The following is a 22,107-nucleotide window of genomic DNA, read 5'->3' as shown; positions in this document are numbered from 1 at the left end:
CATGACCGCATCCTTCGAGTTCGGGGGCACCCAGGACACCCTCCGGCTGCGCGTCCCCGCCGTTCCGCGACGGGAACCGACGCGGGAGCCGGAGCCGGACCCCACGGCACCGTCCCGGGCCAGGGGCGGCCGGGACCGCTATCTCGACCTGCTGCGCGGCCTGGCGCTGGTTCGCGTGGTGCTCTACCACAACTTCGGCTGGTTCTGGCTGCCCGTCGTCTTCCCGTCGATGGGCGTGATGTTCGCGCTGGCCGGGTCGCTGATGGCCCGTTCCCTCAGCCGGCCCGCCCTGGGCGTCATCCGGGGCCGCATGCGCCGACTGCTGCCGCCGATGTGGCTGTTCGGCGCGGTCATCCTCACCCTCGAGATCGTCGACGGCTGGGGGCCCGAGGCCGAGGGGCACCCCGACTGGTGGTGGGGCAAGCTGCTGTTCTGGCTCGTGCCGCTGAGCACTCCTCCGTACGCGGAATCGCTGAACGGTTTCGACCATCTCGTGGGGCAGGGCTGGGCGGTACAGGTCGTCGTCCCGCTCTGGTACCTCCGCGCGTACCTCTGGTACGTCCTGCTCTCCCCGTTGATGCTGTGGGCGCTGCGGCGGATGCCGGTGGTGACGCTGTCCGTACCGCTCGCGGTGACGGTCGTGATGAACACGTTTTTCATCGACCAGGAGTTCCTCTACGGCCGGGTCTGGGAGAACCTCAGCGACTTCGCCATGTTCGGCTCCTGCTGGATCCTCGGCATGGCGCATCAGGAGGGCCTGCTCAAGAAGATCCCGCAGTACGTCGTGCCGTCCGTCGCGCCGCTGATCATGGTGGCCGGCTGGTGGTACCTGCAGACCCGGCCGGTCGATCCGACCGTGCCCACCGACATCGAGAGCTGGCCGATCGCCCAGGCCCTGTGGTCCTTCGGCTTCGTCGCGATCCTGCTCCACATCAGTCCCTCCTGGGAACAGTGGCCCCGACGGCTGGAACGCTGGAACGGTCTGATCAGCCTGCTCAACGCACGCGCGGTCAGCGTCTACCTCTGGCACCAGGCCGCGTTGGTGGCCGCCATCCCGCTGATCGACCCCCTCTGGACCGTCGGCTTCTTCTACGAGCACTTCCAGTGGCTGCTGATGAGCCCGTGGTTGCCGCTGCTGGTGGCGATCCCGCTGACCGGACTGCTGGTGCTGACCTTCGGCTGGGTCGAGGACGTGGCCGCGAAGCGCTCTCCGCGGCTCTTCCCGTACCCGCGCCGCGTGCGGGGCCGGCGCCGGGCCGGCGCCTGACGCGGGCCGCCCGAACCGCGGACGTACGGGGCTCGTCGCCCAGCTGACGGGCGAGCCGCACGACCTCCTCGCCCCTCCGCCTCGACGAGGACGGCCCGGCCCTCGCGCGCCGACCGAGCCGGCCTTGGCGCGGCAGCGGCATCGGGCCCGAGGCCGGGCCTCTTGGCAGGCCGGTGGGCGGAGACGGATCCCGCTGGGCTTGCGGGCCGGCTGCGGTCAGCCGACGTGGACGCGGGGGCGGCGGTCGCGGTCCGGTTGCGCCTCGCGCAGGACCTCGCGAGTGACGGATGCGTCCGGTGGGCTTCTCCTCCGTGTCGCCCGGCTCGCCCTGGACGTGCGGCATGACCGCCGCGCCCGTCTCGAAGCCGGACAGGCCCAGCGCGAGCTTCGGGAAGACGGTCAGGGCGGCAGGGCCTCTTCCAGATGCGGGTTCTCCACCAGGTGGGTCGAGGCGTCCGCCGCCGACAGGGTGATCGTGATGAGACGCACCGGTGGGGCTCCTTCCAGGTGCCGGCCGATCGAGGGTGCGGGCGCCCGGCGCTCGCGTCAGGAACGCGCGTCAAGAAGGTGTGAGGAGAGGTTCCCGGCGGGCGCCAAGAACCCGCCAGGAACCAAGGGAGCGGGCGTGAGCGGCCTCCTGGCGAGAGGCTCCTCCACCCTGCCGAGGGGCGACGACCGGACACCTCGCCGAGGTCGTGTTCGCGGGGTGGTGTGAGACGTGGGATCGGGGGCAGGCGGGTGATGAGCGCGTGGGACCGCTCCTCACGCTCACGGACGTGCCGTTCCCCCTTTCCGGCACGTCCGTGAGCAGTCGCACGGCCCGCACCTGGCAGGGGTGCGGGCCGTTCGGCATGCCCCGCCGGCCACGGAGGTGAGCGGCCTCGACCGGCCGAGCCCCCGGTCGGCAGCGCGCGTTCCCTGCCGAGTCCGAACGACGCGCCTCATGGCTGGAGTACGGCGACGTCGCCGCGGACAAGGTGCACACGTGAACCTGCGCGGTGCCGTTGCTGGGCTTCGGCGTGCTCGCCCCGCGGTTCGCGCTGCCGATGCACTGCGAGTCGACAGGCCCGCTCGCCGCGCTGGCCGCCTCCCTCGGTGGGGCGGTGGCACACGTCGACGGGCATCTGCCGCCCGGGACGCGCCGGCTCATGTGCGGCAGCATCACCGTGTTCCTCTCCGTAGGCCGTCTGGCGGGAGCGGTCTCGGGCCGGGGCGCCCGCTGGGTCCTGGGGGCCGGCGTGCCCATGGTCGTCGCACCGGTCCTGCTGGGGGCCTTCGCCGGCCACGGATCCCCGGCCGCCCTGGTGCGGACCCCGGTGGCGGTGGCCCGCCGGCCCTGGCTGTACGAGAAGCTGTCGGGCCGGCAGGACACCCCGGACGTCCGGTCGTAGCCGTTCCGGGACCTGTGGACCGTTCCGGCGGTGCGGTGTCCCGTGTGGTCCGGGTGGCCCCCGTGGCCGTGCGACGGGCTGTGCGGCGGGTCACCATCGACGTGAGCCGGGAAGTGGGGGACGCGGGAGAGACGGAGGCCGTCATGGCAGCAGGTTGGGATCCCCGGCCCCTCGGCGGCGCCGGTGCCGACGGGGTCGACGGGGCCGAATGGCGGCCCGCACTGGACGTGCCCCCGCCGGGGCAGCAGCGCCGGTGGACGGTGCTGCTGCGCTGGCTGCTGCTCCTCCCGCAGTTCATCGTCGTCGCCCTGCTGACGTTCGTCGCCTTCTTCGTCACGATCGCGGGGTGGTTCAGTGCTCTGGTCCTGGGCCGGCTGCCCGACCCGATCGCGTCCTTCCTCGGCTCCGTCCTCGCCTATCAGACGCGGGTCTCGGCCAGCGCGGCCCTCCTCGTCGACCGCTACCCGCCGTTCGCCTTCGACGCCCCCGACTACCCGGTGCGCATCGAACTGCGCGCCACCCCGCTCAACCGGCTCGCCGTCCTCTTCCGGCTGATCCTGATGATCCCGGCGGCCATCATCAGCAGCCTCGCGCAGTCCGGCTGGTTCGCCATCTGCTGGGTGTTCTGGTTGATCGGCATCATCCTGGGCCGCCTCCCCGAACCGGTCTTCGGAGCCACGGCGGCCGTCGTCCGGTACCGGATGCGGCTGGCCGCCTACGCGACGATGCTGACGCCCGTGTACCCCAAGGGGCTCCTGGGCGACGCCCCCGTGGCCGCCGCACAGCCCGCGTACTCCGCGACCCGTCCGCTCCGGCTGAGCACCGCCGCTCAGGTACTGGTCTGGCTCTTCCTGCTCCTCGGGATCGCCGGTCACCTGACCTCAGGCACGGTCACCTACGACGACTCGGGCGACGACCACCCGGGCGCGGCCGCCGGTCGCGTCGCGGGGTGACCGTGCCGGCGGGCTCGTACACGTCCAGGACACCGCCGTGCGGGGAACACGGCTGACGCGTTCCCCGTGGTGCGGTGGGGGAAAGAGTGCCGCGTCCTACGGTGGTTCGATGCGATCCGTACCCAGATGGGCCCTTTTGTCCTCGGGGTGTGCCCCGTTGCTGCTGGTCGGCGGCTGGACCGTCGCGGCGCTGCTCGAAGGGCCCGCCTACGATCCCGTCACGCAGACCATCAGCGTCCTCGCGGCCTACGGGGCCGAGGGATCCTGGGTCATGACCGCGGCGTTCCTCGCGCTGGGCGTCTGTCATCTCCTCACCGCCTGGGGGCTGCGGCCCGCCGCTCCCGCCGGGCGGGTGGCGCTCGCCGGTGGCGGCGTGGCGGCCCTCGGGGTCGCGCTCGTGCCCGCGCCGAGCAGCGGGGGGTCGCTGCGGCACGGGGCGGTCGTCGTGGTCGGCTTCACTCTGCTCGCGCTGTGGCCGGTGCTGGCCGCCGTACGCCGTGGCGGCGTGCCGTGGGGGCTGCGGCTGACGCCCTCCGTCGCCGTGACCGCGCTGATGGCCCTGGGTGCGGTCTGGTTCCTCGTCGAGATGGGCCGGCAGGGGTCCGCCGGTGTCGCCGAACGGCTCGTGACCTGCCTCCAGTCCACCTGGCCCCTGGTGGTGGTCGCCTCCTGCCTCCGCTACGCCGGTGACTTGGGAGGCCAGAGTGGTGAGCACGCTGGGAGTGGTGGAAGCGGCGGGAGTGATGTGAGCGACGAGAGTGACGAGACGTCTGCGCCGCCGTCTCGGTGACCGTGGGCCGAGGCGAGGCGCGTGCCTCGCTTCGTCGACAGCGCTCGCTTGTGTGTTCGATTTAGCGTTATGGTGGGTCCGTGACCGCAGCACGACCCGCCCTGCCCGGACTTCAGGGCTCCCTGTTCGACCAGGGCGACGAGATCCGCTTCGGCCCGCTGGACGGTCTCCGGCGGACGCCGCTCGACGGCGGCGCCTGGGTCGACCACCTCCCCGGCTGGCTGCACGGCGCCGACGCGCTCTTCGAGGAGCTCGCCGGCCAGGTGCCCTGGCGGGCCGAGGAGCGGCCGATGTACGACAACGTCGTTGCCGTACCCCGGCTCCTGGCCCACTACGGCGAGGGTGCGCCGCTCCCGCATCCCGCCCTCGTCGAGGCCCGGGAGACGCTCGGTGCCCATTACGCCGCCGAACTCGGGGAGCCCTTCGTCTCCGCCGGCCTCTGCCTCTACCGCGACGGCCGCGACAGCGTCGCCTGGCACGGCGACCGCACCGGGCGTTCCGCCCACCACGACACGATGGTCGCCATCCTCTCCCTCGGCGACCCCCGCGACCTCGCCTTCCGCCCGAGGTCCGGCGGCCCCACCCACCTCCGCCTCCCGCTCGGCCACGGCGACCTCGTGGTGATGGGCGGCTCCTGCCAGCGCACCTGGGAGCATGCCGTCCCCAAGACGAGCCGCGCCGTGGGGCCCCGCATCAGCGTCCAGTTCCGCCCCCGCGGAGTCCGCTGAGCCCCCGCTCGGGGCTGCGTCCGGACCGGGGCCTGGACCGGGGTCTGGACCTGGGCTTGGGTCTAGGCTTCGGTCGCCGTATCGGCCTCGGTCTCCGTCTGCGCCCGGTGCGGGCGGAGTGCGATGGCGCACCAGACGGCCGCCGCCATCAGAGCCGCCGCCGCCATCGCGCCGACCAGCGGCGCCTCCGGGCGCCAGCCCAGGGAGAGCCGGGTGCCCAGGTACGTCAGCCCGAACGCGATCCGGCCGGGGGCGTAGACCGGGACCTTCGCGGCCGTGGCGCGCAGGACGGCGGCCACGGTGAGGCCGATCGCGGCCCAGGCGGCCAGGTACGGCCACAGCGCGCCGGGCGCGGCGGGCGGGAGCCCGTACTCCTCGAAGCCGATCCGGAACAGGGAGGTGAACCAGCCCGCCGCCGACGCGGCGGCGCTGACGCCCGCCACCCACAGCGCGTGGCGCCAGAACGGGCCCGGCCGTACGGTCTCCCCCTCGTCGTCGAAGTGGTCGGATCCGGAGGGGGAGTCGGGTGCGAAGAGGTCGGTCACGGTCGGTAGGACGCCGCGCGGTGGTACCGGGTTGCCCCTCGGCCCTCCAAGATCGTCGGCCAGTCAGCCCGCCCAGCGCCCGGTCAGATACGTCAGGGCGAACAGCGTCGACAGAGGTGCGGCGAGGCAGAAGTACGCGGTCCTGAAGCGTGGCGAGTGAAGCGTCCAGGCGGCCAGCGTGATCCACAGGGGCCACCACAGGAGGGTCGCCCGGGGGATGGACTGGTACCAGTAGGACGTTCCCAGGGCCCACAGGCTGAGGCCGACGTAGGCGGCTTCGGGCCAGCGGCGGCGGCGTACCAGGAGGGCCACCAGCGCGAGGCCGACGGCCATGGCGAGGAGTTCGGCCTGGAACATGAACGCGTAGCCGGTCGTCTGGACCTGGTCGAACGCGGACTCCCAGGTGTTGCTCCAGGCGTCCCACGGTGTGTGGAAGTGGCGGTACCACCCCCGCTCCTGGGCGTGCTTCCAGGCCATCCAGTCGCCGGTGCGGGCGTGCAGGTACCAGGCGTACAGGGCCGCGGGAAGGGCCGGCAGGGCGAGCCAGGGCAGCCGCCGCCAGTCGGACCGGGCGCGGGCCGTCAGGACGAAGTGCAGGGCGAGGGCAGTGGCGAGGAACAGACCGCTGACGCGGACGGTCGTCGCGAGCGCGGCCAGCACGGCGGCCAGGGACCAGTCGCGGCGGTGGGCGGCGAGCCAGGCCGGCAGGGCGAGGGCGAGGAAGAGCGACTCGCTGTACCCGGTGGCGAGGAAGACCGCACACGGCGAGAGCAGCAGGAGCTGAACCGTCCGCCGGCCGGCGTTCGCGGCGGGCAGATACAGGCGTGCGATCCGTACGAGTGCCAGAACCGCGATCCCGCCGGAGACGAACGAGATCAGCAGCCCGGCCGCCGTCCAGCTCGGTACGACGGTGTGGACGGCCCGCAGGGCGAGGGGGAACCCCGGGAAGAACGCCTCGCGGTTGTCCCACTCGGCGTCCCACGGGCCGCTTCCGGCGGGGAAGTAGCCGTCGCGCGCCACGTTCAGGAAGTGCCCCCAGTCCCAGCGCTCGAACGGGCTGAGGACGGGGCCCGCGTCGCGGGTGTCGGCGTCGGCCGGGAACAGCCAGCGCGCGCCGTAGGCGGTGATCCACAGGGCCGTGCGGGTGAGCAGATACAGCCACAGCACGTCCCGGTCCTCGGCGCTGAGCGGCAGCGGCAGTCGCCGCCGGCGGCCGGGGAGCGGGGGGAGCGGCGTCGTCTTTTCCCGCGACCTCGGGGACATCACAGACATAGGGGACTTTCGTCGGGATGGGAAGGCATGGCGGATCGCGCGACGGCGGCGCGTCACGGGACGAGGGGGTCATACGGCGGAGGTCAGGCGGCGGGCTGTGATGTTCAGGGCGGCGACGTCGTCACCCGTCCCGAGGGCTGCGTCGTCGTCGCCGACGGATCGCCGGCGGGGCCCTCCTGGGTGGGCGTGCCCGGTGCGGTCGAGCTGCTCTGCGGCGGTCCGGTGGTCTCCCCGGGGGACGGCGCGTCGGCCGAGGGGCTGACGGCCGGTACGACGGGGGTCGGCGCGTCCGACAGGAGAGCCGACGCGGTCACCCCGCCGCCCGCGAGGATCAGGCACGCGGCCCCCGCGGCCACGGCGACGCGGCGCCGGTGCGCGCGCCTGGCGCGTTCGGCGATGCGCGCGACCGGTACGGCGCGGGCGCGGGCCTGCCCGGAGGCGGCGGCCTGCCGGAACATCTCGCGAAGAGGGGCCTGGGGGTCCTGGGCGTCCTGGGGGTCAAGCACCGGGGTCCTCCTCAACGTTCCGGGGCTGCAGACGATCGGCGAGGGCGACCCGGCCGCGGACCAGGTGCGTCTTGACGGTGCTGGCGGACTGTCCCGTCTCGCCGGCGATCTGTTCGACGCTCAGGTCGCACAGGTAGTGCAGCGTCACCGTGCGGCGCTGCTGCGCGGGCAGGTCGCGCAGCGCGTCGATGAGCACCACGTACTCGGGGCCGGGGCCCTCGACCGGCGGTGGAGCGCCCGCGCGGTCCCAGGCGTCCGACGTGCGCCTGCGGAAGCGCCAGCGGCTCACCGCCAGGCGCCAGGCGACCGTACGGATCCACGCCTCCGGCTGCCCGTCGCGATCGAGCTGCCGTCGCCGGCTCCATCCCTTGACGAACGCTTCCTGTACGACGTCCTGAGCCTCGTGCAGATCGCCCAGCATCACGTACAGCTGCCCTGTGAGTCGCGCGACCGCCTGCTCGTAGAACGCCTCGAACTCCTCAACGGTCAACACTCACTCCCGGATCTTTCGCTTCACCACGCATACGCCCGGCGCCGGGCGTCCGGTTGACACGGTCCGCGTATCCACGGAGTGATGGTGGTCACAGAAGCGGGGTGGTCGCACGACGCGCGGCGGACGGCGCGCCGGCGTGTCCCCGGGTGTCCACGGCGTGTCCGCGTGCGGCGGACGGCGGACGGCGGACGGCGGACGGCGGACGGCGCGACGGTGTCTTCACGGTGGTCCGGTCCGTGTCGTCGGCCCGGTGGGACCTCCCGTGGAATCCGGCTCAGCCAAGAGGGCGAAGGAAATCCGGACGCCGACGTCGAGAACCCGCGGTCGGCTCCGTCCCCGGGGCGGAAGTGACCACAATGGGTCGCACCGGCACCGAGGAGACGAACCCCCATGGCCAAGTACCTGCTGCTGAAGCACTACCGAGGCGCTCCCGCCGCCGTCAACGACGTCCCCATGGACCAGTGGACGCCGGAGGAGATCGCGGCGCACGTGACGTACATGCGCGACTTCGCGGACCGCCTCAAGGAGACCGGCGAGTACGTCGACGGCCATGCGCTGTCCCCGGAGGGCACCTTCGTCCGGTACGACGGCGAGGGGCGGCCGCCGGTCACCGACGGCCCGTTCGCCGAGACGAAGGACGTCATCGCCGGCTGGATGGAGATCGACGTCGACAGCTACGAGCGGGCGGTCGAACTCGCCGGCGAACTGTCCGCGGCGCCGGGCGCCGGCGGCAAGCCGATCCACGAGTGGCTCGAACTCCGCCCGTTCCTGTCCGCGGCGCCCACGATCACGGAGTGATGAGCCCTCCCGTGGACGAGGCCCTGCTCAGGAGCCTCACGCCGGGTGTCCTCGGCATCCTCGTCCGCCGCGGAGCCGACTTCGCGGCGGCCGAGGACGCCGTACAGGACGCCCTGATCGAGGCGGTCCGCGGCTGGCCGGAGGATCCGCCCCGGGATCCGAAGGGCTGGCTCGTCACCGTCGCCTGGCGCAAGTTCCTCGACGCGACCCGGGCGGACACCGCCCGGCGCCGGCGCGAGGACCTCGTCGAGGAGGAGCCGCGGCCCGGGCCCGCGCCCGCGGTGGACGACACGCTCCAGCTCTACTTCCTCTGCGCCCACCCCTCGCTGACGCCGTCCTCGGCGGTCGCGCTCACGCTGCGCGCCGTCGGCGGGCTCACGACCCGCCAGATCGCCCAGGCCTATCTGGTGCCCGAGGCAACCATGGCGCAGCGCATCAGCCGCGCCAAGCGCACCGTCTCCGGAGTGCGGTTCGACCGGCCGGGCGATGTGGCCACCGTGCTGCGCGTCCTCTACCTGGTCTTCAACGAGGGCTACTCCGGCGACGTCGACCTCGCCGCCGAGGCCATCCGGCTCACCCGGCAGCTCGCGGCCGTCATCGACCACCCCGAGGTGGCCGGGCTGCTCGCCCTGATGCTGCTCCACCACGCCCGGCGGGCCGGCCGTACCGCGTCCGACGGCAGCCTGGTGCCGCTCGCCGAACAGGACCGGAGCCGCTGGGACACCGCGCTGATCGCCGAGGGCGTCGGGATCCTGCAGGCGGCCCTCGCCCGCGACCGGCTCGGCGAGTACCAGGCGCAGGCCGCCGTCGCCGCGCTCCACGCCGACGCGGCCACCGCGGAGGAGACCGACTGGGTGCAGATCGTCGAGTGGTACGACGAGCTCGCACGGCTCACCGACAGCCCCGTCGTCCGGCTCAACCGTGCCGTGGCCGTCGGCGAGGCGGACGGACCGCGCGCCGGGCTCGCGGCGCTCGCGGAGCTGACCGACGCCTCCCAGGGATCGCCCGCCCGCGGTGGCCACGGCCACCCGCTGCCGCGCGCCACCGCGGCGACGGCGTACCTCCACGAGCGGGCCGGGGACCTGGCGACGGCGGCACGGCTGTACGCCGACGCGGCCCGGGAGGCCACCAACCTCGCCGAACGCGACTACCTGACACGCCAGGCAGCCCGCCTCAACACCCGCCGACGCCGCTGAGAACTGAGCCCCAGAGAACTGCGCGCCTGAGAACTGAGCCCCAGAGAGCCGCGCCGCCGAGACCTCACAGCGGGCGCACGACCCGGACGTACGGCAGCCCGGTCGGCCGGAGGAGACGGACGACCGGGCCGGATACGCAGCCGGTCAGTTGAGGGCGTCGTCCATGGAGCTCTGCCAGTACGTCACGCGCAGCGAGCTGTCGACGTACACGCCCTCGCCGGCGAGCGGGGGCCTGGCGGTCGTGCCGTTGGTGAAGCCGACCGTGAGGCTCGTCGTCGTGTAGCCGTGCTGTCCGCTGCCGTCGGCGGCGGACAGGAGCACGCCCGCGTACCCGGACTCTCCCGGAGCGAGGGTCACGACCGCCTGCGGGTGGGTCTCCTCCATGACCGGCGGGACGGACTGGGCCTCGCCGAAGCGGGCGACCGGGTAGCCGAGGAGGTCGCAGAGGCCGGAGCCGGTGTTGGTGACGGTGAGCAGCATGTGGTTGAGCGGGCGGGCGACCGGGGTGGCGGTGGTCCTGGTGTCGCCCGCGCCGCACTGCTTGTTCCGCGAGGGCCCGTTCGTGTCGTCGCCGCCGCCGGAGGTCGACGCGTTCGCTCCGCCGACGCCGCCGGAGCCGCTGCTTCCGGCGGAGGAGGCGCCGCCGGACTTCCCGCCGGTGGTGGATCCCGTGCTCGTACCGCCGTTCTTCGAGCCGCCGGTCGATCCGGCCGTGGATCCACTCGTCGAGCCACTCGTGGAGCCCGCCGTCTTCCCCGACGAACCGCCCTGGGGCGTCGTCGTCGTGTCGTTCGTGGGGGTCGTGGTCTCGGCCGGCCGCGTGGCCGGGGCGGTGGGTGCGACGGAGGTCGTGGCGGCGCCTTCGTCCTTCGCGGCGCCGCTGCCGCAGGCGGTGAGCGAGAGCGCGGCGACCGCGAGCGTCGTGGCGGCGAGAAGACGGGTGCGGGTGGTGCGTCCGGACATGGGAGTCCCCCTCGGGATGGGTCGGAAATCGGTCGTCGTACGGCCTGGCCGCCGGTTCCCCGTGGCGGCCTTGCTGCACCGACCACAGCTTGTGACAAGATCCGTTCCAGTTGCCGCTCCTACCGGGTGGTACGGGACGCTGGAATGAAAACAAGGCGCTGACCTGCACTGATGTCCTCGTCCGGGGACGCAGGGACGAACGCCGGAAGAGGGTGGAACGGTGGCGGGGGACGAGTTCGCGGCGCTGTTGGGGCAGCTCAAGGAGCGTTCGGGGCTCAGCTACGGCACGCTGGGCAAGCGTCTGCACATGAGCGCCTCGACCTTGCACCGGTACGTCAACGGGGACGCCGTACCGGTGGATTACGCGCCCGTGGAACGGCTCGCGCGGCTCTGCCGGGCGACCCCCGACGAACTCGTCGAGCTGCACCGGTTGTGGGTACGGGCGGACGTGTCGCGCGGGCGGAAGACCCCGGCCGTCCCGGTGGCTCCGGCCGTCGCCCCGGCCCCGGCCCCGTCGCTCGCGACGGAGCCGAAGGCCGAGCCGTCGCCCGGGCCGTCCCCCGAGGCGTCGTCGACGGAGCCGACGTCGGCGGACGAGGCCCCGGACGCAGCGGCCGCGCCCGGGGCGCCGCCCGCGGGGGCGGCCCCGTCCCCTCCGAAGCACCGGCGGCTCCGGCGTACCGCCGTGGTCGTGGGAACCGCCGTGGTCGCCGCCGCCGTGGCGGTCGCGCTCGTCATGAACCTCTCGGGCGGAGACGGACCGGAGAGGGGACGGGCGGCGGGTGACGGCGCCGTGCCCACCGGAGCGCCGGGGCGGTCCGGGCCCTCCGGCGGCAAGACGCCGGGGTCGGCGTTCGCGCCGACCGTCGCCACCGCGCCCCACACCTGGGAAGGGCCCTGCAGCCAGCACTACCTGATCGACCGTGAGCCCGAGCAGGTTCCGCCGCCGCCCACGGAGCAGGACGCGCCGGGATGGATCGCCGCGCTCGACGCGGTGCCGGCCGGGGACCAGCTGCTCCGGCTGACCGTGCAGGGCACCGGGAAGCAGACGGTCGTCCTGGAGGCCCTCCACGTCCGGGTCGTGAGCAAGAAGGTGCCCCTGGCGTGGAACGACTACGTGATGGGCGTCGGCTGCGGCGGCGAGGTGTCGACGAAGGCCTTCGCCGTCGATCTCGACGCCGGCCGGCCCACCGCCGTCCCCGTGGGCGGGCAGCGGACGTTCTCGTACAAGACGAGCGAGTCCGACCCCGTCATCTTCAACGTGGCCGCACGCGCCCAGGCGCACGATGTCAGCTGGTACCTGGAACTCGTCTGGTCCAGCGGCGAGGAGCACGGCACGCTCCGCGTCGACGACGACGGCCGTCCCTTCCGTACCAGCGGCAACCTGGCCCGGCCCGCGTACGCCTATCCCCTGGGTTGGACCGAGTGGATCGACAACGACGTCGACACCGAGGGGCGTTAGGCGGTCGACCGGCTCGGGGGCGCCTCGGTGGCGGCGCTGCGTGAGGGCCGGGCAACAATGGCCTGACGTCGCCCGCACGCAACGGCACTTTCGATGAAGAAGAAGGCGAGAGACACCCATGAACGTCAGCGCACACATGGAAGCCGTCTACACGGAGGTCCGCCGACGCAACCCTGGGGAGGCGGAGTTCCACCAGGCGGCCGCCGAGGTCCTCGACTCGCTCGCGCCCGCCATCGAGCGCCACCCCGAGTACGTCGAGACCGCGATCCTGGAGCGACTGTGCGAGCCCGAGCGGCAGTTGCTCTTCCGGGTGCCGTGGGTGGACGACCAGGGCACCGTGCGGGTGAACCGGGGCTTCCGGGTGGAGTTCAACAGCGCCCTCGGCCCGTACAAGGGCGGGCTGCGGTTCCACCCGAGCGTCAACCTCGGCATCGTGAAGTTCCTCGGGTTCGAGCAGATCTTCAAGAACGCGCTGACGGGCATGGCGATCGGCGGCGGCAAGGGCGGCGCCGACTTCGACCCCAAGGGCCGCTCGGACGCCGAGATCATGCGCTTCTGCCAGTCCTTCATGACCGAGCTCTACCGTCACCTCGGTGAGCACACGGACGTGCCGGCAGGGGACATCGGGGTCGGGGCGCGCGAGATCGGTTTCCTCTTCGGCCAGTACAAGCGGATCACCAACCGTTACGAGTCCGGCGTCCTCACCGGCAAGCCGGTGGGCTGGGGCGGCTCCCACGTCCGTACCGAGGCCACGGGCTACGGCGCGGTCTACTTCGCGGAGGAGATGCTCGCCACCCGAGGCCAGGGCTTCGACGGACGGCGGGTCGTGGTCTCGGGCTCCGGCAACGTGGCCGTGTACGCGGCGGAGAAGGTGCACGCCCTGGGCGGCCGCGTCGTGGCCTGCAGCGACTCCTCCGGGTACCTCGTCGACGAGGACGGCATCGACCTCGACCTGCTGAAGGACGTCAAGGAGGTGCGGCGGGCCCGGATCTCCGCCTACGCGGAGGCGAAGCCGACCGCGCGCTTCTCCGCCCGGGGCACGGTGTACGACGTCCCGTGCGACATCGCCCTGCCGTGCGCGACCCAGAACGAGCTGGGCCTTGAGGACGCCGTGGCCCTGGTCAAGCACGGGGTCCTCGCGGTCGCGGAGGGCGCCAACATGCCCTGCACGCCCGAGGCGGTGAAGGTGTTCCGGGAGGCCGGAGTCCTCTTCGGCCCCGGCAAGGCGGCCAACGCCGGCGGTGTGGCCACCTCGGCCCTGGAGATGCAGCAGAACGCGGCCCGCGACAGCTGGACCTTCGAGCAGACCGAGACCCGGCTCGCCGCGGTCATGCGCGGCGTCCACGCCGAATGCCGGACCACGGCGGAGGCGTACGGCGGCAACGCGGAGGACTACGTCCTCGGCGCCAACGTGGCCGGATTCCTGCGGGTGGCGCGGGCGATGACCGCGCAGGGCGTGATCTGAGGCTTCTTCCGCACGGACGGCTCCGTCCCGCGCGCCACCAGGCGCGCGGGACGGAGCCGTCCGTGCGGAAGCCGGTCATTCGGGCATGAGCGGCGAAAGGGTACCAGCGCGGACCTGCCGGGACCGGATGTTCACGCACTCTCCGCGCCTGAATGTGTTCATGCGGTAGTCATGAGGCCGGGAGGAACACATTGATCTTCAGTCGCAGCCGCCGCCGGAAGTCTGTCCCCAGCAACGGCACCTGCCCCTACGCGTCCGGGGACCCCGCGCCCGCAGCCCCCGTCGACGAGGCCCGCGGCCGGCTGCCGCGGCTCGTGGACCGGCACGAGGCGGAGCGGTTCATCCGCCAGTTCCACGACGAGCAGCCGGGTGCCGGGGACGACGTACGGGGCCGGCTACGTGAGGTGCTGGCCGAGATCGACCGCACCGGCACCTACACGCACTCCCCGGCCGAACTCGCCTTCGGCGCACGCGTCGCATGGCGCAACGCGGCCCGCTGCATCGGCAGGCTCTACTGGCGCAGCCTCGTGGTGCGCGACCTGCGGCACCTCACCTCCGCCGACGACATCGCCGCCGCCTCCTTCGAGCACCTCAGGCTCGCCGGCAACGGCGGCAGGATCCGGCCCGTGATCACCGTCTTCGCCCCCGACCGGCCGGGCCGCCCCGGCCCCCGGATCGTCAACGACCAACTGGTGCGCTACGCCGGACACCGTACTCCGGAGGGGGCGTGGCACGGCGACCCGCGCAGTGCGTCCCTGACCGCCCAGGCCCGCGACCTGGGCTGGAAGCGCGACGAAGAGCCCTTCCAGGTGCTGCCGTTGATGGTGCGGGAGCACCCCGACGGCCGGCCCGAGTGGTACGAGCTGCCGGACGACGCCGTCCGCGAGGTGCCGCTGAGCCACCCCGACCACCCGTGGTTCGCCGACCTCGGCCTGCGCTGGTACGCCGTGCCCGCGATCAGCGACATGACACTGGAGGTCGGCGGCGTACGGTATCCGGCGGCGCCGTTCAACGGCTGGTACATGGGCACCGAGATAGGCGCCCGGAACCTCGCCGACACCGAGCGGTACAACCTCCTCCCGGTGGTGGCGGACCGGCTCGGGTTCGACCGGTCGAGCGAGCGCACCCTGTGGCGGGACCGGGCGCTCGTCGAACTCAACGTGGCGGTGCTGCACTCCTTCCACGCGGCCGGGGTGACGATGGCCGACCACCACACCGAGTCCCAGCGGTTCCTGCGGCACATAGCCCAGGAGAGCCGCCACGGGAGGGAGACGCCCGCCGACTGGAGCTGGATCGTGCCCCCGGTCTCCGGCTCCGCCACCCCGGTCTTCCACCGGTACTACGACGCGGTCGACCCGTCCCTCCGGCCGGCCTTCCTCGCGCGTCAGCCGCCCGCCCCGGGGACCCAGTAGTTGTGCACCGCCAGGACACGGGGGCCCGCGCCGACGGCCGGAAAGCCCTCGGCGGCCGCGATCGGCATCATGCGCTCGCCAAAAGTGTTCATCTGCTGCTCGGTCTCCCACACGTCGAAGATCTCCAGACCGTCGTCCGTCGCCGCGCACGCGTGGGACACGCAGCCGTCGAAGATGTCGGGCGTCGCCTGGAGCTTCGCGTTGAGGGCGTCGTACTGGTCGGTGGTGACGCCCGGCAGGACGGCGTGCACGAAGATCGCCATGGTGGATCCCTCCTCGTGAGGTGGGGTGGCGCATCATCCGCCGCCCCCGTGGCATACCCCTGTCAATCAGCACACCACGTCCCGCCGGGGACGGCATCCGAAGCGCTCTCAGGCGCGATCAGTGCCGCCCGAGGACCTCGGTGACCCGGGTGAAGCCCTCCGCGCCGTGGCCCAGGCCCACCGTCCGCCGGGCCAGGCCCTCGGCGGCGCGCATCACGCTCGCGTCGATGCCGTGCGCCTCGGAGGCGTGCACGATGTGCGCCATCGTCGACACCGCCGAGGTGAGCGGATTGCCCTCGCCGGAGTAGCTTCCGCTCTCCACGTCCTCGGCCAACTCCTGGAACAGCGGCGGCAGGATCGCGCCGATGCCCTGGGCGAAGGGTGCCAGCTCGGTCGGGGAGATCCCCTCGGCCCGCGCCACCGCCAGGGCGTGGGCGTAGCCGGCCATCGACGTCCAGAAGATGTCGAGCAGCGCGATGTCGTACGCCGCCGCCCGGCTGATCTCCTCCCCGAGGTGGGTGTGGGTGCCGCCCAGGGCGTCGAGCACCGTCCGGTGCTCGACGTGGAGCGCCTCCGGGCCGCTGTACAGGAACACCCCGGCCGGAGTGCCGATGGACGTGGTCGGGGTCATGATGGCGCCGTCGAGGTAGTCGATGCCGTGCTCGTCGGCCCAGCGCGCGGTGTCCCGGGCCCGGTCGGGGGTGTCGGCGCTGAGGTTGACGACGGTCCGCCCCTTGAGCGCGGCCGTCACGGCCACCTGTCGCAGCACGGAGTCGGTGGCGTCGTAGTTGACCAGGCAGACCACGGCCAGCGGGCTCGCGGCGGCCGCCTCCTCGGCGGTCGCCGCGGCCACGGCACCGGCGGCCACGAGCTCCCGGTCCCTGCCCGGCGTCCGGTTCCACACGGTGGTCCGTACGCCGGCCGCCAGGAACGCGGTGGCAAGGGCCCGGCCCATCGGTCCGAGGCCGATGACGGTGACGGCGGCGACGGCGGTGTCGCGGGAAGAAGACATGGGTGAACTCCCTTGTAGACATATGGAGACAGTGGAGCGAAGGACATTCCCGGAAGAAGGAGAAAGACGCGGATGGCGCGCGCCAGGGCCCAGGACTCGAACACGTGCGGAGTGAGCGCCGCGATCGTGGTCATCGAGGGCAAGTGGAAGACGTACCTGCTGTGGCTGCTCGAGTACGGCCCGCACCGCCCCGGCGAACTGCGCCGGAGGATCCCCGAGATCAGCGAGAAGGTGCTGACCCAGGCCTTGCGCGAGATGGAGGAGGACGGCCTCGTCCACCGCGAGGTGCACGACGTCCTGCCGCCGAAGACCGTCTACTCGTTGACCGGTGACGGACGTGAACTCTGCGCGGCGCTCGCCCCGTTGTCCGACTGGGGCCACCGTCGCCTGGAGAGGCTCGTGACCGCTCCCGCCGCTTCCTGAAGCCCTGCCGTTCTCCTTCCTCCGGGTCGCTCTCAGCTTCGCCCGGCGCCCGCGCCCCCGACAAGTACGCACAAAAAAGTGGGTATGGGGGGAGCATGCGAAGGGGGCCCTCCCGAAGGAAGGCCCCCTGAAAGGTGGCGTGTCAGCCGTTGCGCTCCCCGAACGCGTCCAGGATCCGCTCGGCGGCCAGCGTCGCCGTCAGCTCGCCCGCACGCACCCGCCGCTCCAGGGCGGGCGCGAGGTCCTGGACCGCCGGGTCCGCGTGGAGGCGGCGCAGCAGCTCGTCCTGGACCATGGTCCAGGTCCAGTCGACCTGCTGGTCGTGACGCTTGGCCGTGAGCCGGCCGGTCGAGTCCAGCAGGGCGCGGTGCTGTTCGAGTCGGTCCCAGACCTCGTCGAGGCCCGCCGACTCCCGGGCGCTGCAACTGAGCACCGGCGGCGTCCAGAAGGAGTCCGCTCCGTGCATCAGCCGCAGCGCGCCCGCGAGTTCACGGGCCGCGGCGCGCGCGTCCCGCTCGTGCGGGCCGTCCGCCTTGTTGACGGTGACCACGTCGGCGAGTTCCAGGACGCCCTTCTTGATGCCCTGGAGCTGGTCACCCGTGCGGGCCAGGGTGAGCAGCAGGAAGGAGTCGACCATGTTGGCGACGGCGGTCTCGGACTGGCCGACGCCCACGGTCTCGACGAGCACCACGTCGTAGCCCGCGGCCTCCATCACGACCATCGACTCCCGGGTCGCCTTGGCGACCCCGCCGAGGGTGCCGGCGCTGGGGGAGGGCCGTACGAACGCGGCCGGGTCGACGGCCAGCCGCTCCATCCGCGTCTTGTCGCCGAGGATGGAGCCGCCGGTACGGGTCGACGACGGGTCGACGGCGAGCACCGCGACCCGGTGGCCGAGCCCGGTCAGCATCGTGCCGAACGCGTCGATGAACGTCGACTTGCCGACACCGGGCACTCCGCTGATCCCGATCCGCACGGCGTTCCCGCTGTGCGGAAGGAGTTCGGTCAGGAGCTCCTGGGCGAGTGCCCGGTGCTGGGGGCGGGTCGACTCGACGAGGGTGATCGCGCGGGCGACCAGCGCCCGCTTCCCCTCACGTACGCCCTTGACGTACGTGTCGAGATCGATCACCGCTCGTGTCCGAGGTCGGCCGCCAGACGCGTCACCAGGTCGTGGGCCGCGTCGGGGATCACGGTGCCCGGCGGGAACACGGCGGCCGCGCCCATCTCCAGGAGCGTCGCCACGTCCTGCGGAGGAATCACCCCGCCGACCACGATCATGATGTCCTCGCGGCCCTCCGCCGCCAGCTCCTCCCGCAGCGCCGGTACGAGCGTGAGGTGTCCGGCCGCGAGCGACGAGACCCCGACGATGTGCACGTCCGCCTCGACGGCCTGACGGGCCACCTCGGCCGGGGTCTGGAACAGCGGGCCGACGTCCACGTCGAAGCCCAGGTCGGCGAAGGCGGTGGCGATGACCTTCTGGCCGCGGTCGTGGCCGTCCTGGCCCATCTTGGCGACCAGGATGCGCGGCCGACGGCCCTCGGCCTCGCCGAAGGCGTCCACCAGGGCCCGGGTGCGGTCCACGGAGGGGGACGCGCCGGCTTCGTTGCGGTACACACCGGAGATCGTACGGATCTGGCCGGCGTGGCGTCCGTAGACCTTCTCCAGGGCGTCGGAGATCTCGCCGACGGTCGCCATCGCGCGGGCCGCGTTCACCGCGAGTTCGAGGAGGTTGCCCTCGCCGCCCGCGGCCCGGGTGAGCGCGGCGAGCGAGTCCTGGCAGGCCTGCTCGTCGCGCTCCTCGCGCAGCCGCTTCAGCTTCGCGATCTGCTGGGCGCGCACGGAGGAGTTGTCGACCTTCAGGACGTCGATCTGCTCGTCGGTCGCGACCCGGTACTTGTTGACGCCGATCACCGGCTGCCGTCCGGAGTCGATCCGGGCCTGGGTACGGGCCGCGGCCTCCTCCACGCGCAGCTTGGGGATGCCCGCGTCGATGGCCTTCGCCATGCCGCCGGCCTGCTCGACCTCCTGGATGTGCTTCCAGGCGCGCCGCGCGAGGTCGTAGGTGAGCTTCTCGACGTACGCGCTGCCGCCCCACGGGTCGATGGTCCGGCAGGTGCCCGACTCCTGCTGGAGCAGCAGCTGGGTGTTGCGGGCGATCCGGGCGGAGAAGTCGGTCGGCAGGGCGAGCGCCTCGTCGAGGGCGTTCGTGTGCAGCGACTGGGTGTGGCCCTGGGTCGCCGCCATCGCCTCGACGCAGGTGCGCGTGACGTTGTTGAACACGTCCTGCGCGGTGAGCGACCAGCCCGAGGTCTGCGAATGGGTGCGCAGGGAGAGGGACTTGGCGTTCTGCGGGTCGAACTGCTTGACCAGCTTGGCCCACAGGAGCCGGGCCGCGCGCAGCTTCGCGATCTCCATGAAGAAGTTCATGCCGATCGCCCAGAAGAACGACAGGCGCGGCGCGAACGCGTCCACGTCGAGCCCGGCCTCGCGGCCCGCGCGGATGTACTCCACACCGTCGGCGAGCGTGTACGCCAGCTCCAGGTCGGCCGTCGCACCCGCCTCCTGGATGTGATAGCCGGAGATGGAGATGGAGTTGTAGCGCGGCATCCGCTGCGAGGTGTACGCGAAGATGTCGGAGATGATCCGCATCGACGGCCCGGGCGGATAGATGTACGTGTTGCGGACCATGAACTCCTTGAGGATGTCGTTCTGGATGGTCCCGGCCAGCTTCTCGGGCGGTACGCCCTGCTCCTCGGCGGCCACGATGTACAGCGCGAGGACCGGCAGCACGGCGCCGTTCATCGTCATCGACACGGTCATCTTGTCCAGCGGGATGCCGTCGAACAGCTGGCGCATGTCGTAGATCGAGTCGATGGCCACGCCGGCCATGCCGACGTCACCGGTGACGCGCGGGTGGTCGCTGTCGTAGCCGCGGTGGGTCGGCAGGTCGAAGGCGACCGACAGGCCCTTCTGCCCGGCCGCGAGGTTGCGCCGGTAGAAGGCGTTCGACTCCTCGGCCGTGGAGAATCCCGCGTACTGACGGATCGTCCAGGGCTGGTTGACGTACATCGTCGGGTACGGGCCGCGCAGGTACGGGGCCATGCCCGGACGGGTGTCGAGGAAGTCCAGGCCCTCCAGGTCCTGCCCGGTGTACAGCGGCTTGACGCCGATGCCCTCCGGGGTCTCCCAGAGCAGGTCGTCCCCGCCGGTGGCCTTCTTGACGGCCGCGCGCCACGCGTCGGGACCGCCGTCGGCGGTCGGCGCCCCGAGCTCGATCCCGGAGAAATCGGGGATGGACATCAGGACACTCCCATGCGGTCGAGGGCGGTGGAGAGCAGGGCGACGGCGTCACAGCCCGCGAAGAGGTACGAGTCGACACCGGGGTGGTCCCCCGGACGACCGGCGAGGAGGACGTGCTCGGCGCCCGCCGCGCGCAGCTCCGCCGCCGCGGTCCCGGCCTGCTCCGCGTACAGCGCGTCGCTGGAGCAGAGGCAGGCCTCGCGGGCGCCGCTCTCCTCGAACGTGCCCTCGGTGACCGGCTCGATGCCGCCCGCCTGGAAGAGGTTCGCGGCGAAGGAGAGGCGGGCCGAGTGCGCGGCCGCCGGGCCGAGCGCGGCCAGGTACACCCGGGGCCGGGCGCCGGTCGCCGCCAGGTGGGCGTCCGAGCGGGCGCGCAGGGTCTCGTACGCCTCGTCGCGGCGGACCCGGGGAAGGCCGCCGGCCGGCTGCGCGGGCGCGGGCGTCCGCTCGACGGGCTTCTCGGTGAGGTGGGGGAACTCGCTGACGCCGGTGATGGGTTCGCGGCGGGTGGCGAGCTTCCTGCTGCGCGCGGCCCACGTCTCGGCGAGGCGCTCGCCGACCGTACCGGACCGCAGTGCGGCCTCCTGGCCGCCCGCCCGCTCGATGACCTGGAAGAACTCCCAGGCGGCGTGCGCGAGTTCGTCGGTGAGCCGCTCCACGTACCAGGAGCCGCCCGCCGGGTCGATGACCCGGGAGAGGTGCGACTCCTCGATGAGGACGGTGGAGGTGTTGCGGGCGATGCGGCGCGCGAACGCGTCCGGCAGGCCGAGCGCGTCGTCGAAGGGGAGCACGGTGACGCTGTCGGCGCCGCCGACTCCGGCGGCGAGCGTGGCCACCGTGGTGCGCAGCATGTTCACCCACGGGTCGCGGCGCGTCATCATCACCGTCGAGGTCACCGCGTGCTGGCGCTGGGCGCCCGCGTCCGGGGCGCCGCAGACCTCGGCCACCCGGGCCCAGAGCCGGCGCGCCGCGCGGAGCTTGGCGATGGTCAGGAACTGGTCGGCGGTCGCCGCGTACCGGAACTCCAGCTGTGCGCACGCCTCGGCGACGCTCAGTCCGGCCTCGGTCAGACCCCGCAGATAGGCCACGCCGGTCGCGAGGGAGCAGCCGAGTTCCTGCGCTGCCGAGCCGCCGGCCTCGTGGTACGGCAGGGCGTCCACGGTCAGGGCGCGCAGCCCCGGGTACCGGTCGGCGCAGCGGCGCGCGAGTCCGGTCACGGACGCGAGGTCGTACGCCGGGCGGCCGGTGCGGGCCTCGTGGCCGAGCGGGTCCGCGCCGAGGTTGCCGCGGGCCGCGTCGTCGGCGACGCCCCGCTCCTCGTAGAGACCGAACAGGAGCTCGGCGGCCGCCGCGGTCTCGCCGCCCGCGTCGAGGACGACCGGCGCCAGGTCGAGGTAGACGCCGTCGAGGACCTTGGCGAGCGAGGAGACCGGGATGCCGGTGCCGCCGGCGCCCAGCCAGAGGGAGGTGACGCCGTTCTCCAGGTCGGCGAGGACCAGGTCGTTGTCGGCGGCGAGGTGCCGCTGGCGCACGTCCCAGCCGCCCAGGGTGTTGCCCTCGGCGCGGCCACCGCGCACGAAGGGCGCGAAGCCGGGGAGCCCGGCGTCGGGCGCGGTCTCGCGCGCCGTGTACAGCGGCCGGACGTCGAGGCCGTCCTCCAGGAGTGTGGAAAGGGCGTCCTCGGCGGCGTCGCCGGACACCTCTTTGCCGGACTTGCGCAGGACACCTGCCACAAGGTGTTGCCACTGTTCGTGTGGCGCTTCGGGGAATTCGGACGCCAGGGTGAGCCCGTCGTCAGGCAGGACCGTCATGCTCGGATGCTAGGGGAGATCGACAAAGCAGCAGGAGGGCGTACGACTGTGACCTTCTTC

The 22,107-nt window shown here is 72.8% G+C and carries 21 protein-coding genes; 11 read left to right on the top strand and 10 right to left on the bottom strand.

Annotated features, from left to right (window positions below; all coding sequences use genetic code 11):
• Window position 1 precedes the first annotated feature (1 nt).
• The 5 genes from ACIP8Z_RS11435 (at window position 2) to ACIP8Z_RS11415 (ending at window position 5,129) form a co-directional block, all read left to right on the top strand.
• Window positions 2-1,267, top strand: coding sequence for an acyltransferase (locus tag ACIP8Z_RS11435; protein WP_402081697.1), 1,266 nt, complete (start codon window positions 2-4; stop codon window positions 1,265-1,267).
• Between the two features lie 998 nt (window positions 1,268-2,265).
• Window positions 2,266-2,658: a hypothetical protein gene (locus ACIP8Z_RS11430; RefSeq protein ID WP_402081694.1), complete on the top strand. Its 393-nt coding sequence runs from the start codon at window positions 2,266-2,268 to the stop codon at window positions 2,656-2,658.
• A 143-nt stretch (window positions 2,659-2,801) separates the two neighbouring features.
• Window positions 2,802-3,611, top strand: a complete 810-nt coding sequence (locus ACIP8Z_RS11425) for a DUF4389 domain-containing protein (protein WP_402081691.1) — start codon at window positions 2,802-2,804, stop codon at window positions 3,609-3,611.
• A gap of 109 nt (window positions 3,612-3,720) precedes the next feature.
• Entirely contained in the window at window positions 3,721-4,401 is a 681-nt protein-coding gene (locus ACIP8Z_RS11420) for a DUF998 domain-containing protein (protein WP_402081689.1), read from the top strand.
• A gap of 80 nt (window positions 4,402-4,481) precedes the next feature.
• Window positions 4,482-5,129, top strand: coding sequence for an alpha-ketoglutarate-dependent dioxygenase AlkB family protein (locus ACIP8Z_RS11415; RefSeq protein WP_402081686.1), 648 nt, complete (start codon window positions 4,482-4,484; stop codon window positions 5,127-5,129).
• Window positions 5,130-5,191: 62 nt separating this feature from the next.
• Here ACIP8Z_RS11415 and ACIP8Z_RS11410 read toward each other — a convergent pair whose 3' ends face one another.
• From ACIP8Z_RS11410 to ACIP8Z_RS11395, 4 genes are all read right to left on the bottom strand, one after another.
• Complete coding sequence (locus ACIP8Z_RS11410) at window positions 5,192-5,674, bottom strand: hypothetical protein (RefSeq protein WP_402081684.1); 483 nt, start codon at window positions 5,672-5,674, stop codon at window positions 5,192-5,194.
• Between the two features lie 63 nt (window positions 5,675-5,737).
• The gene (locus ACIP8Z_RS11405) at window positions 5,738-6,946 is read right to left on the bottom strand and encodes a mannosyltransferase family protein (RefSeq protein ID WP_402081682.1); all 1,209 of its coding nucleotides are present in this window, start codon (window positions 6,944-6,946) and stop codon (window positions 5,738-5,740) included.
• A 104-nt stretch (window positions 6,947-7,050) separates the two neighbouring features.
• Entirely contained in the window at window positions 7,051-7,452 is a 402-nt protein-coding gene (locus ACIP8Z_RS11400) for a hypothetical protein (protein WP_402081679.1), read from the bottom strand.
• Complete coding sequence (locus ACIP8Z_RS11395) at window positions 7,445-7,942, bottom strand: SigE family RNA polymerase sigma factor (protein ID WP_030313934.1); 498 nt, start codon at window positions 7,940-7,942, stop codon at window positions 7,445-7,447. The genes ACIP8Z_RS11400 and ACIP8Z_RS11395 overlap by 8 nt, the downstream gene beginning before the upstream one ends.
• A gap of 393 nt (window positions 7,943-8,335) precedes the next feature.
• On the opposite strand from ACIP8Z_RS11395, the gene ACIP8Z_RS11390 reads away from it, so the two are divergent.
• Both ACIP8Z_RS11390 and ACIP8Z_RS11385 read left to right on the top strand, forming a co-directional pair.
• Complete coding sequence (locus tag ACIP8Z_RS11390) at window positions 8,336-8,743, top strand: YciI family protein (RefSeq protein WP_402081676.1); 408 nt, start codon at window positions 8,336-8,338, stop codon at window positions 8,741-8,743.
• A complete protein-coding gene (locus ACIP8Z_RS11385; protein WP_402081675.1) occupies window positions 8,743-9,939 on the top strand; it encodes an RNA polymerase sigma factor in 1,197 nt (398 codons plus the stop codon). Before ACIP8Z_RS11390 ends, ACIP8Z_RS11385 begins: the two co-directional genes overlap by 1 nt.
• A 144-nt stretch (window positions 9,940-10,083) precedes the next feature.
• Here ACIP8Z_RS11385 and ACIP8Z_RS11380 read toward each other — a convergent pair whose 3' ends face one another.
• Window positions 10,084-10,902, bottom strand: a complete 819-nt coding sequence (locus tag ACIP8Z_RS11380) for a DUF4232 domain-containing protein (RefSeq protein WP_402081672.1) — start codon at window positions 10,900-10,902, stop codon at window positions 10,084-10,086.
• A 220-nt stretch (window positions 10,903-11,122) separates the two neighbouring features.
• On the opposite strand from ACIP8Z_RS11380, the gene ACIP8Z_RS11375 reads away from it, so the two are divergent.
• From ACIP8Z_RS11375 to ACIP8Z_RS11365, 3 genes are all read left to right on the top strand, one after another.
• The gene (locus ACIP8Z_RS11375) at window positions 11,123-12,364 is read left to right on the top strand and encodes a helix-turn-helix domain-containing protein (protein ID WP_402081669.1); all 1,242 of its coding nucleotides are present in this window, start codon (window positions 11,123-11,125) and stop codon (window positions 12,362-12,364) included.
• 118 nt (window positions 12,365-12,482) lie between these two features.
• Entirely contained in the window at window positions 12,483-13,829 is a 1,347-nt protein-coding gene (gene gdhA / locus ACIP8Z_RS11370; protein WP_402081667.1) for an NADP-specific glutamate dehydrogenase, read from the top strand.
• A 191-nt stretch (window positions 13,830-14,020) separates the two neighbouring features.
• Entirely contained in the window at window positions 14,021-15,241 is a 1,221-nt protein-coding gene (locus ACIP8Z_RS11365; protein WP_402081665.1) for a nitric oxide synthase oxygenase, read from the top strand.
• Here the strand turns inward: ACIP8Z_RS11365 and ACIP8Z_RS11360 are convergent.
• Together ACIP8Z_RS11360 and ACIP8Z_RS11355 are read right to left on the bottom strand one after the other, a co-directional pair.
• Window positions 15,214-15,504 (bottom strand): hypothetical protein, encoded by a 291-nt coding sequence (locus ACIP8Z_RS11360; RefSeq protein WP_402081662.1) that lies wholly within the window; start codon window positions 15,502-15,504, stop codon window positions 15,214-15,216. The genes ACIP8Z_RS11365 and ACIP8Z_RS11360 overlap by 28 nt on opposite strands.
• A 118-nt stretch (window positions 15,505-15,622) precedes the next feature.
• Complete coding sequence (locus ACIP8Z_RS11355) at window positions 15,623-16,516, bottom strand: NAD(P)-dependent oxidoreductase (RefSeq protein ID WP_402081659.1); 894 nt, start codon at window positions 16,514-16,516, stop codon at window positions 15,623-15,625.
• Between the two features lie 72 nt (window positions 16,517-16,588).
• Between ACIP8Z_RS11355 and ACIP8Z_RS11350 the strand changes: the two genes are divergently transcribed.
• Entirely contained in the window at window positions 16,589-16,939 is a 351-nt protein-coding gene (locus ACIP8Z_RS11350) for a winged helix-turn-helix transcriptional regulator (protein WP_402081657.1), read from the top strand.
• A 142-nt stretch (window positions 16,940-17,081) separates the two neighbouring features.
• On the opposite strand, the gene meaB is transcribed toward ACIP8Z_RS11350, so the two are convergent.
• Genes meaB through ACIP8Z_RS11335 form a run of 3 tightly spaced genes read right to left on the bottom strand, consistent with a single transcriptional unit; the run spans window position 17,082 to window position 22,047 of the window.
• Window positions 17,082-18,065 carry a methylmalonyl Co-A mutase-associated GTPase MeaB gene (gene meaB, locus ACIP8Z_RS11345; protein WP_402081654.1) on the bottom strand — a complete coding sequence of 328 codons (984 nt, stop codon included), beginning with the start codon at window positions 18,063-18,065 and terminating at the stop codon, window positions 17,082-17,084.
• Entirely contained in the window at window positions 18,062-20,236 is a 2,175-nt protein-coding gene (scpA, locus tag ACIP8Z_RS11340) for a methylmalonyl-CoA mutase (protein ID WP_402081651.1), read from the bottom strand. Before scpA ends, meaB begins: the two co-directional genes overlap by 4 nt.
• Window positions 20,236-22,047 carry a methylmalonyl-CoA mutase family protein gene (locus tag ACIP8Z_RS11335; RefSeq protein ID WP_402081648.1) on the bottom strand — a complete coding sequence of 604 codons (1,812 nt, stop codon included), beginning with the start codon at window positions 22,045-22,047 and terminating at the stop codon, window positions 20,236-20,238. The genes scpA and ACIP8Z_RS11335 overlap by 1 nt, the downstream gene beginning before the upstream one ends.
• Window positions 22,048-22,107: the final 60 nt, after the last annotated feature.

The sequence above is a fragment of the Streptomyces sp. NPDC088553 genome (assembly GCF_044752965.1).
GTDB lineage: Bacteria > Actinomycetota > Actinomycetes > Streptomycetales > Streptomycetaceae > Streptomyces.
This window is presented reverse-complemented; position numbering and strand designations above follow the sequence as displayed.

Bases quoted from the DNA above. Each gene is read 5' to 3' on its own strand.
- ACIP8Z_RS11385 (WP_402081675.1), top strand. From the start codon at position 8,743: ATGAGCCCTCCCGTGGACGAGGCCCTGCTCAGGAGCCTCACGCCGGGT.
- ACIP8Z_RS11425 (WP_402081691.1), top strand. From the start codon at position 2,802: ATGGCAGCAGGTTGGGATCCCCGGCCCCTCGGCGGCGCCGGTGCCGAC.
- ACIP8Z_RS11405 (WP_402081682.1), bottom strand. From the start codon at position 6,946: ATGTCTGTGATGTCCCCGAGGTCGCGGGAAAAGACGACGCCGCTCCCC.
- ACIP8Z_RS11355 (WP_402081659.1), bottom strand. From the start codon at position 16,516: ATGTCTTCTTCCCGCGACACCGCCGTCGCCGCCGTCACCGTCATCGGC.
- ACIP8Z_RS11380 (WP_402081672.1), bottom strand. From the start codon at position 10,902: ATGTCCGGACGCACCACCCGCACCCGTCTTCTCGCCGCCACGACGCTC.
- ACIP8Z_RS11335 (WP_402081648.1), bottom strand. From the start codon at position 22,047: ATGACGGTCCTGCCTGACGACGGGCTCACCCTGGCGTCCGAATTCCCC.
- ACIP8Z_RS11360 (WP_402081662.1), bottom strand. From the start codon at position 15,504: ATGGCGATCTTCGTGCACGCCGTCCTGCCGGGCGTCACCACCGACCAG.
- ACIP8Z_RS11435 (WP_402081697.1), top strand. From the start codon at position 2: ATGACCGCATCCTTCGAGTTCGGGGGCACCCAGGACACCCTCCGGCTG.
- ACIP8Z_RS11420 (WP_402081689.1), top strand. From the start codon at position 3,721: ATGCGATCCGTACCCAGATGGGCCCTTTTGTCCTCGGGGTGTGCCCCG.
- gdhA (WP_402081667.1), top strand. From the start codon at position 12,483: ATGAACGTCAGCGCACACATGGAAGCCGTCTACACGGAGGTCCGCCGA.
- scpA (WP_402081651.1), bottom strand. From the start codon at position 20,236: ATGTCCATCCCCGATTTCTCCGGGATCGAGCTCGGGGCGCCGACCGCC.
- ACIP8Z_RS11350 (WP_402081657.1), top strand. From the start codon at position 16,589: ATGGCGCGCGCCAGGGCCCAGGACTCGAACACGTGCGGAGTGAGCGCC.
- ACIP8Z_RS11390 (WP_402081676.1), top strand. From the start codon at position 8,336: ATGGCCAAGTACCTGCTGCTGAAGCACTACCGAGGCGCTCCCGCCGCC.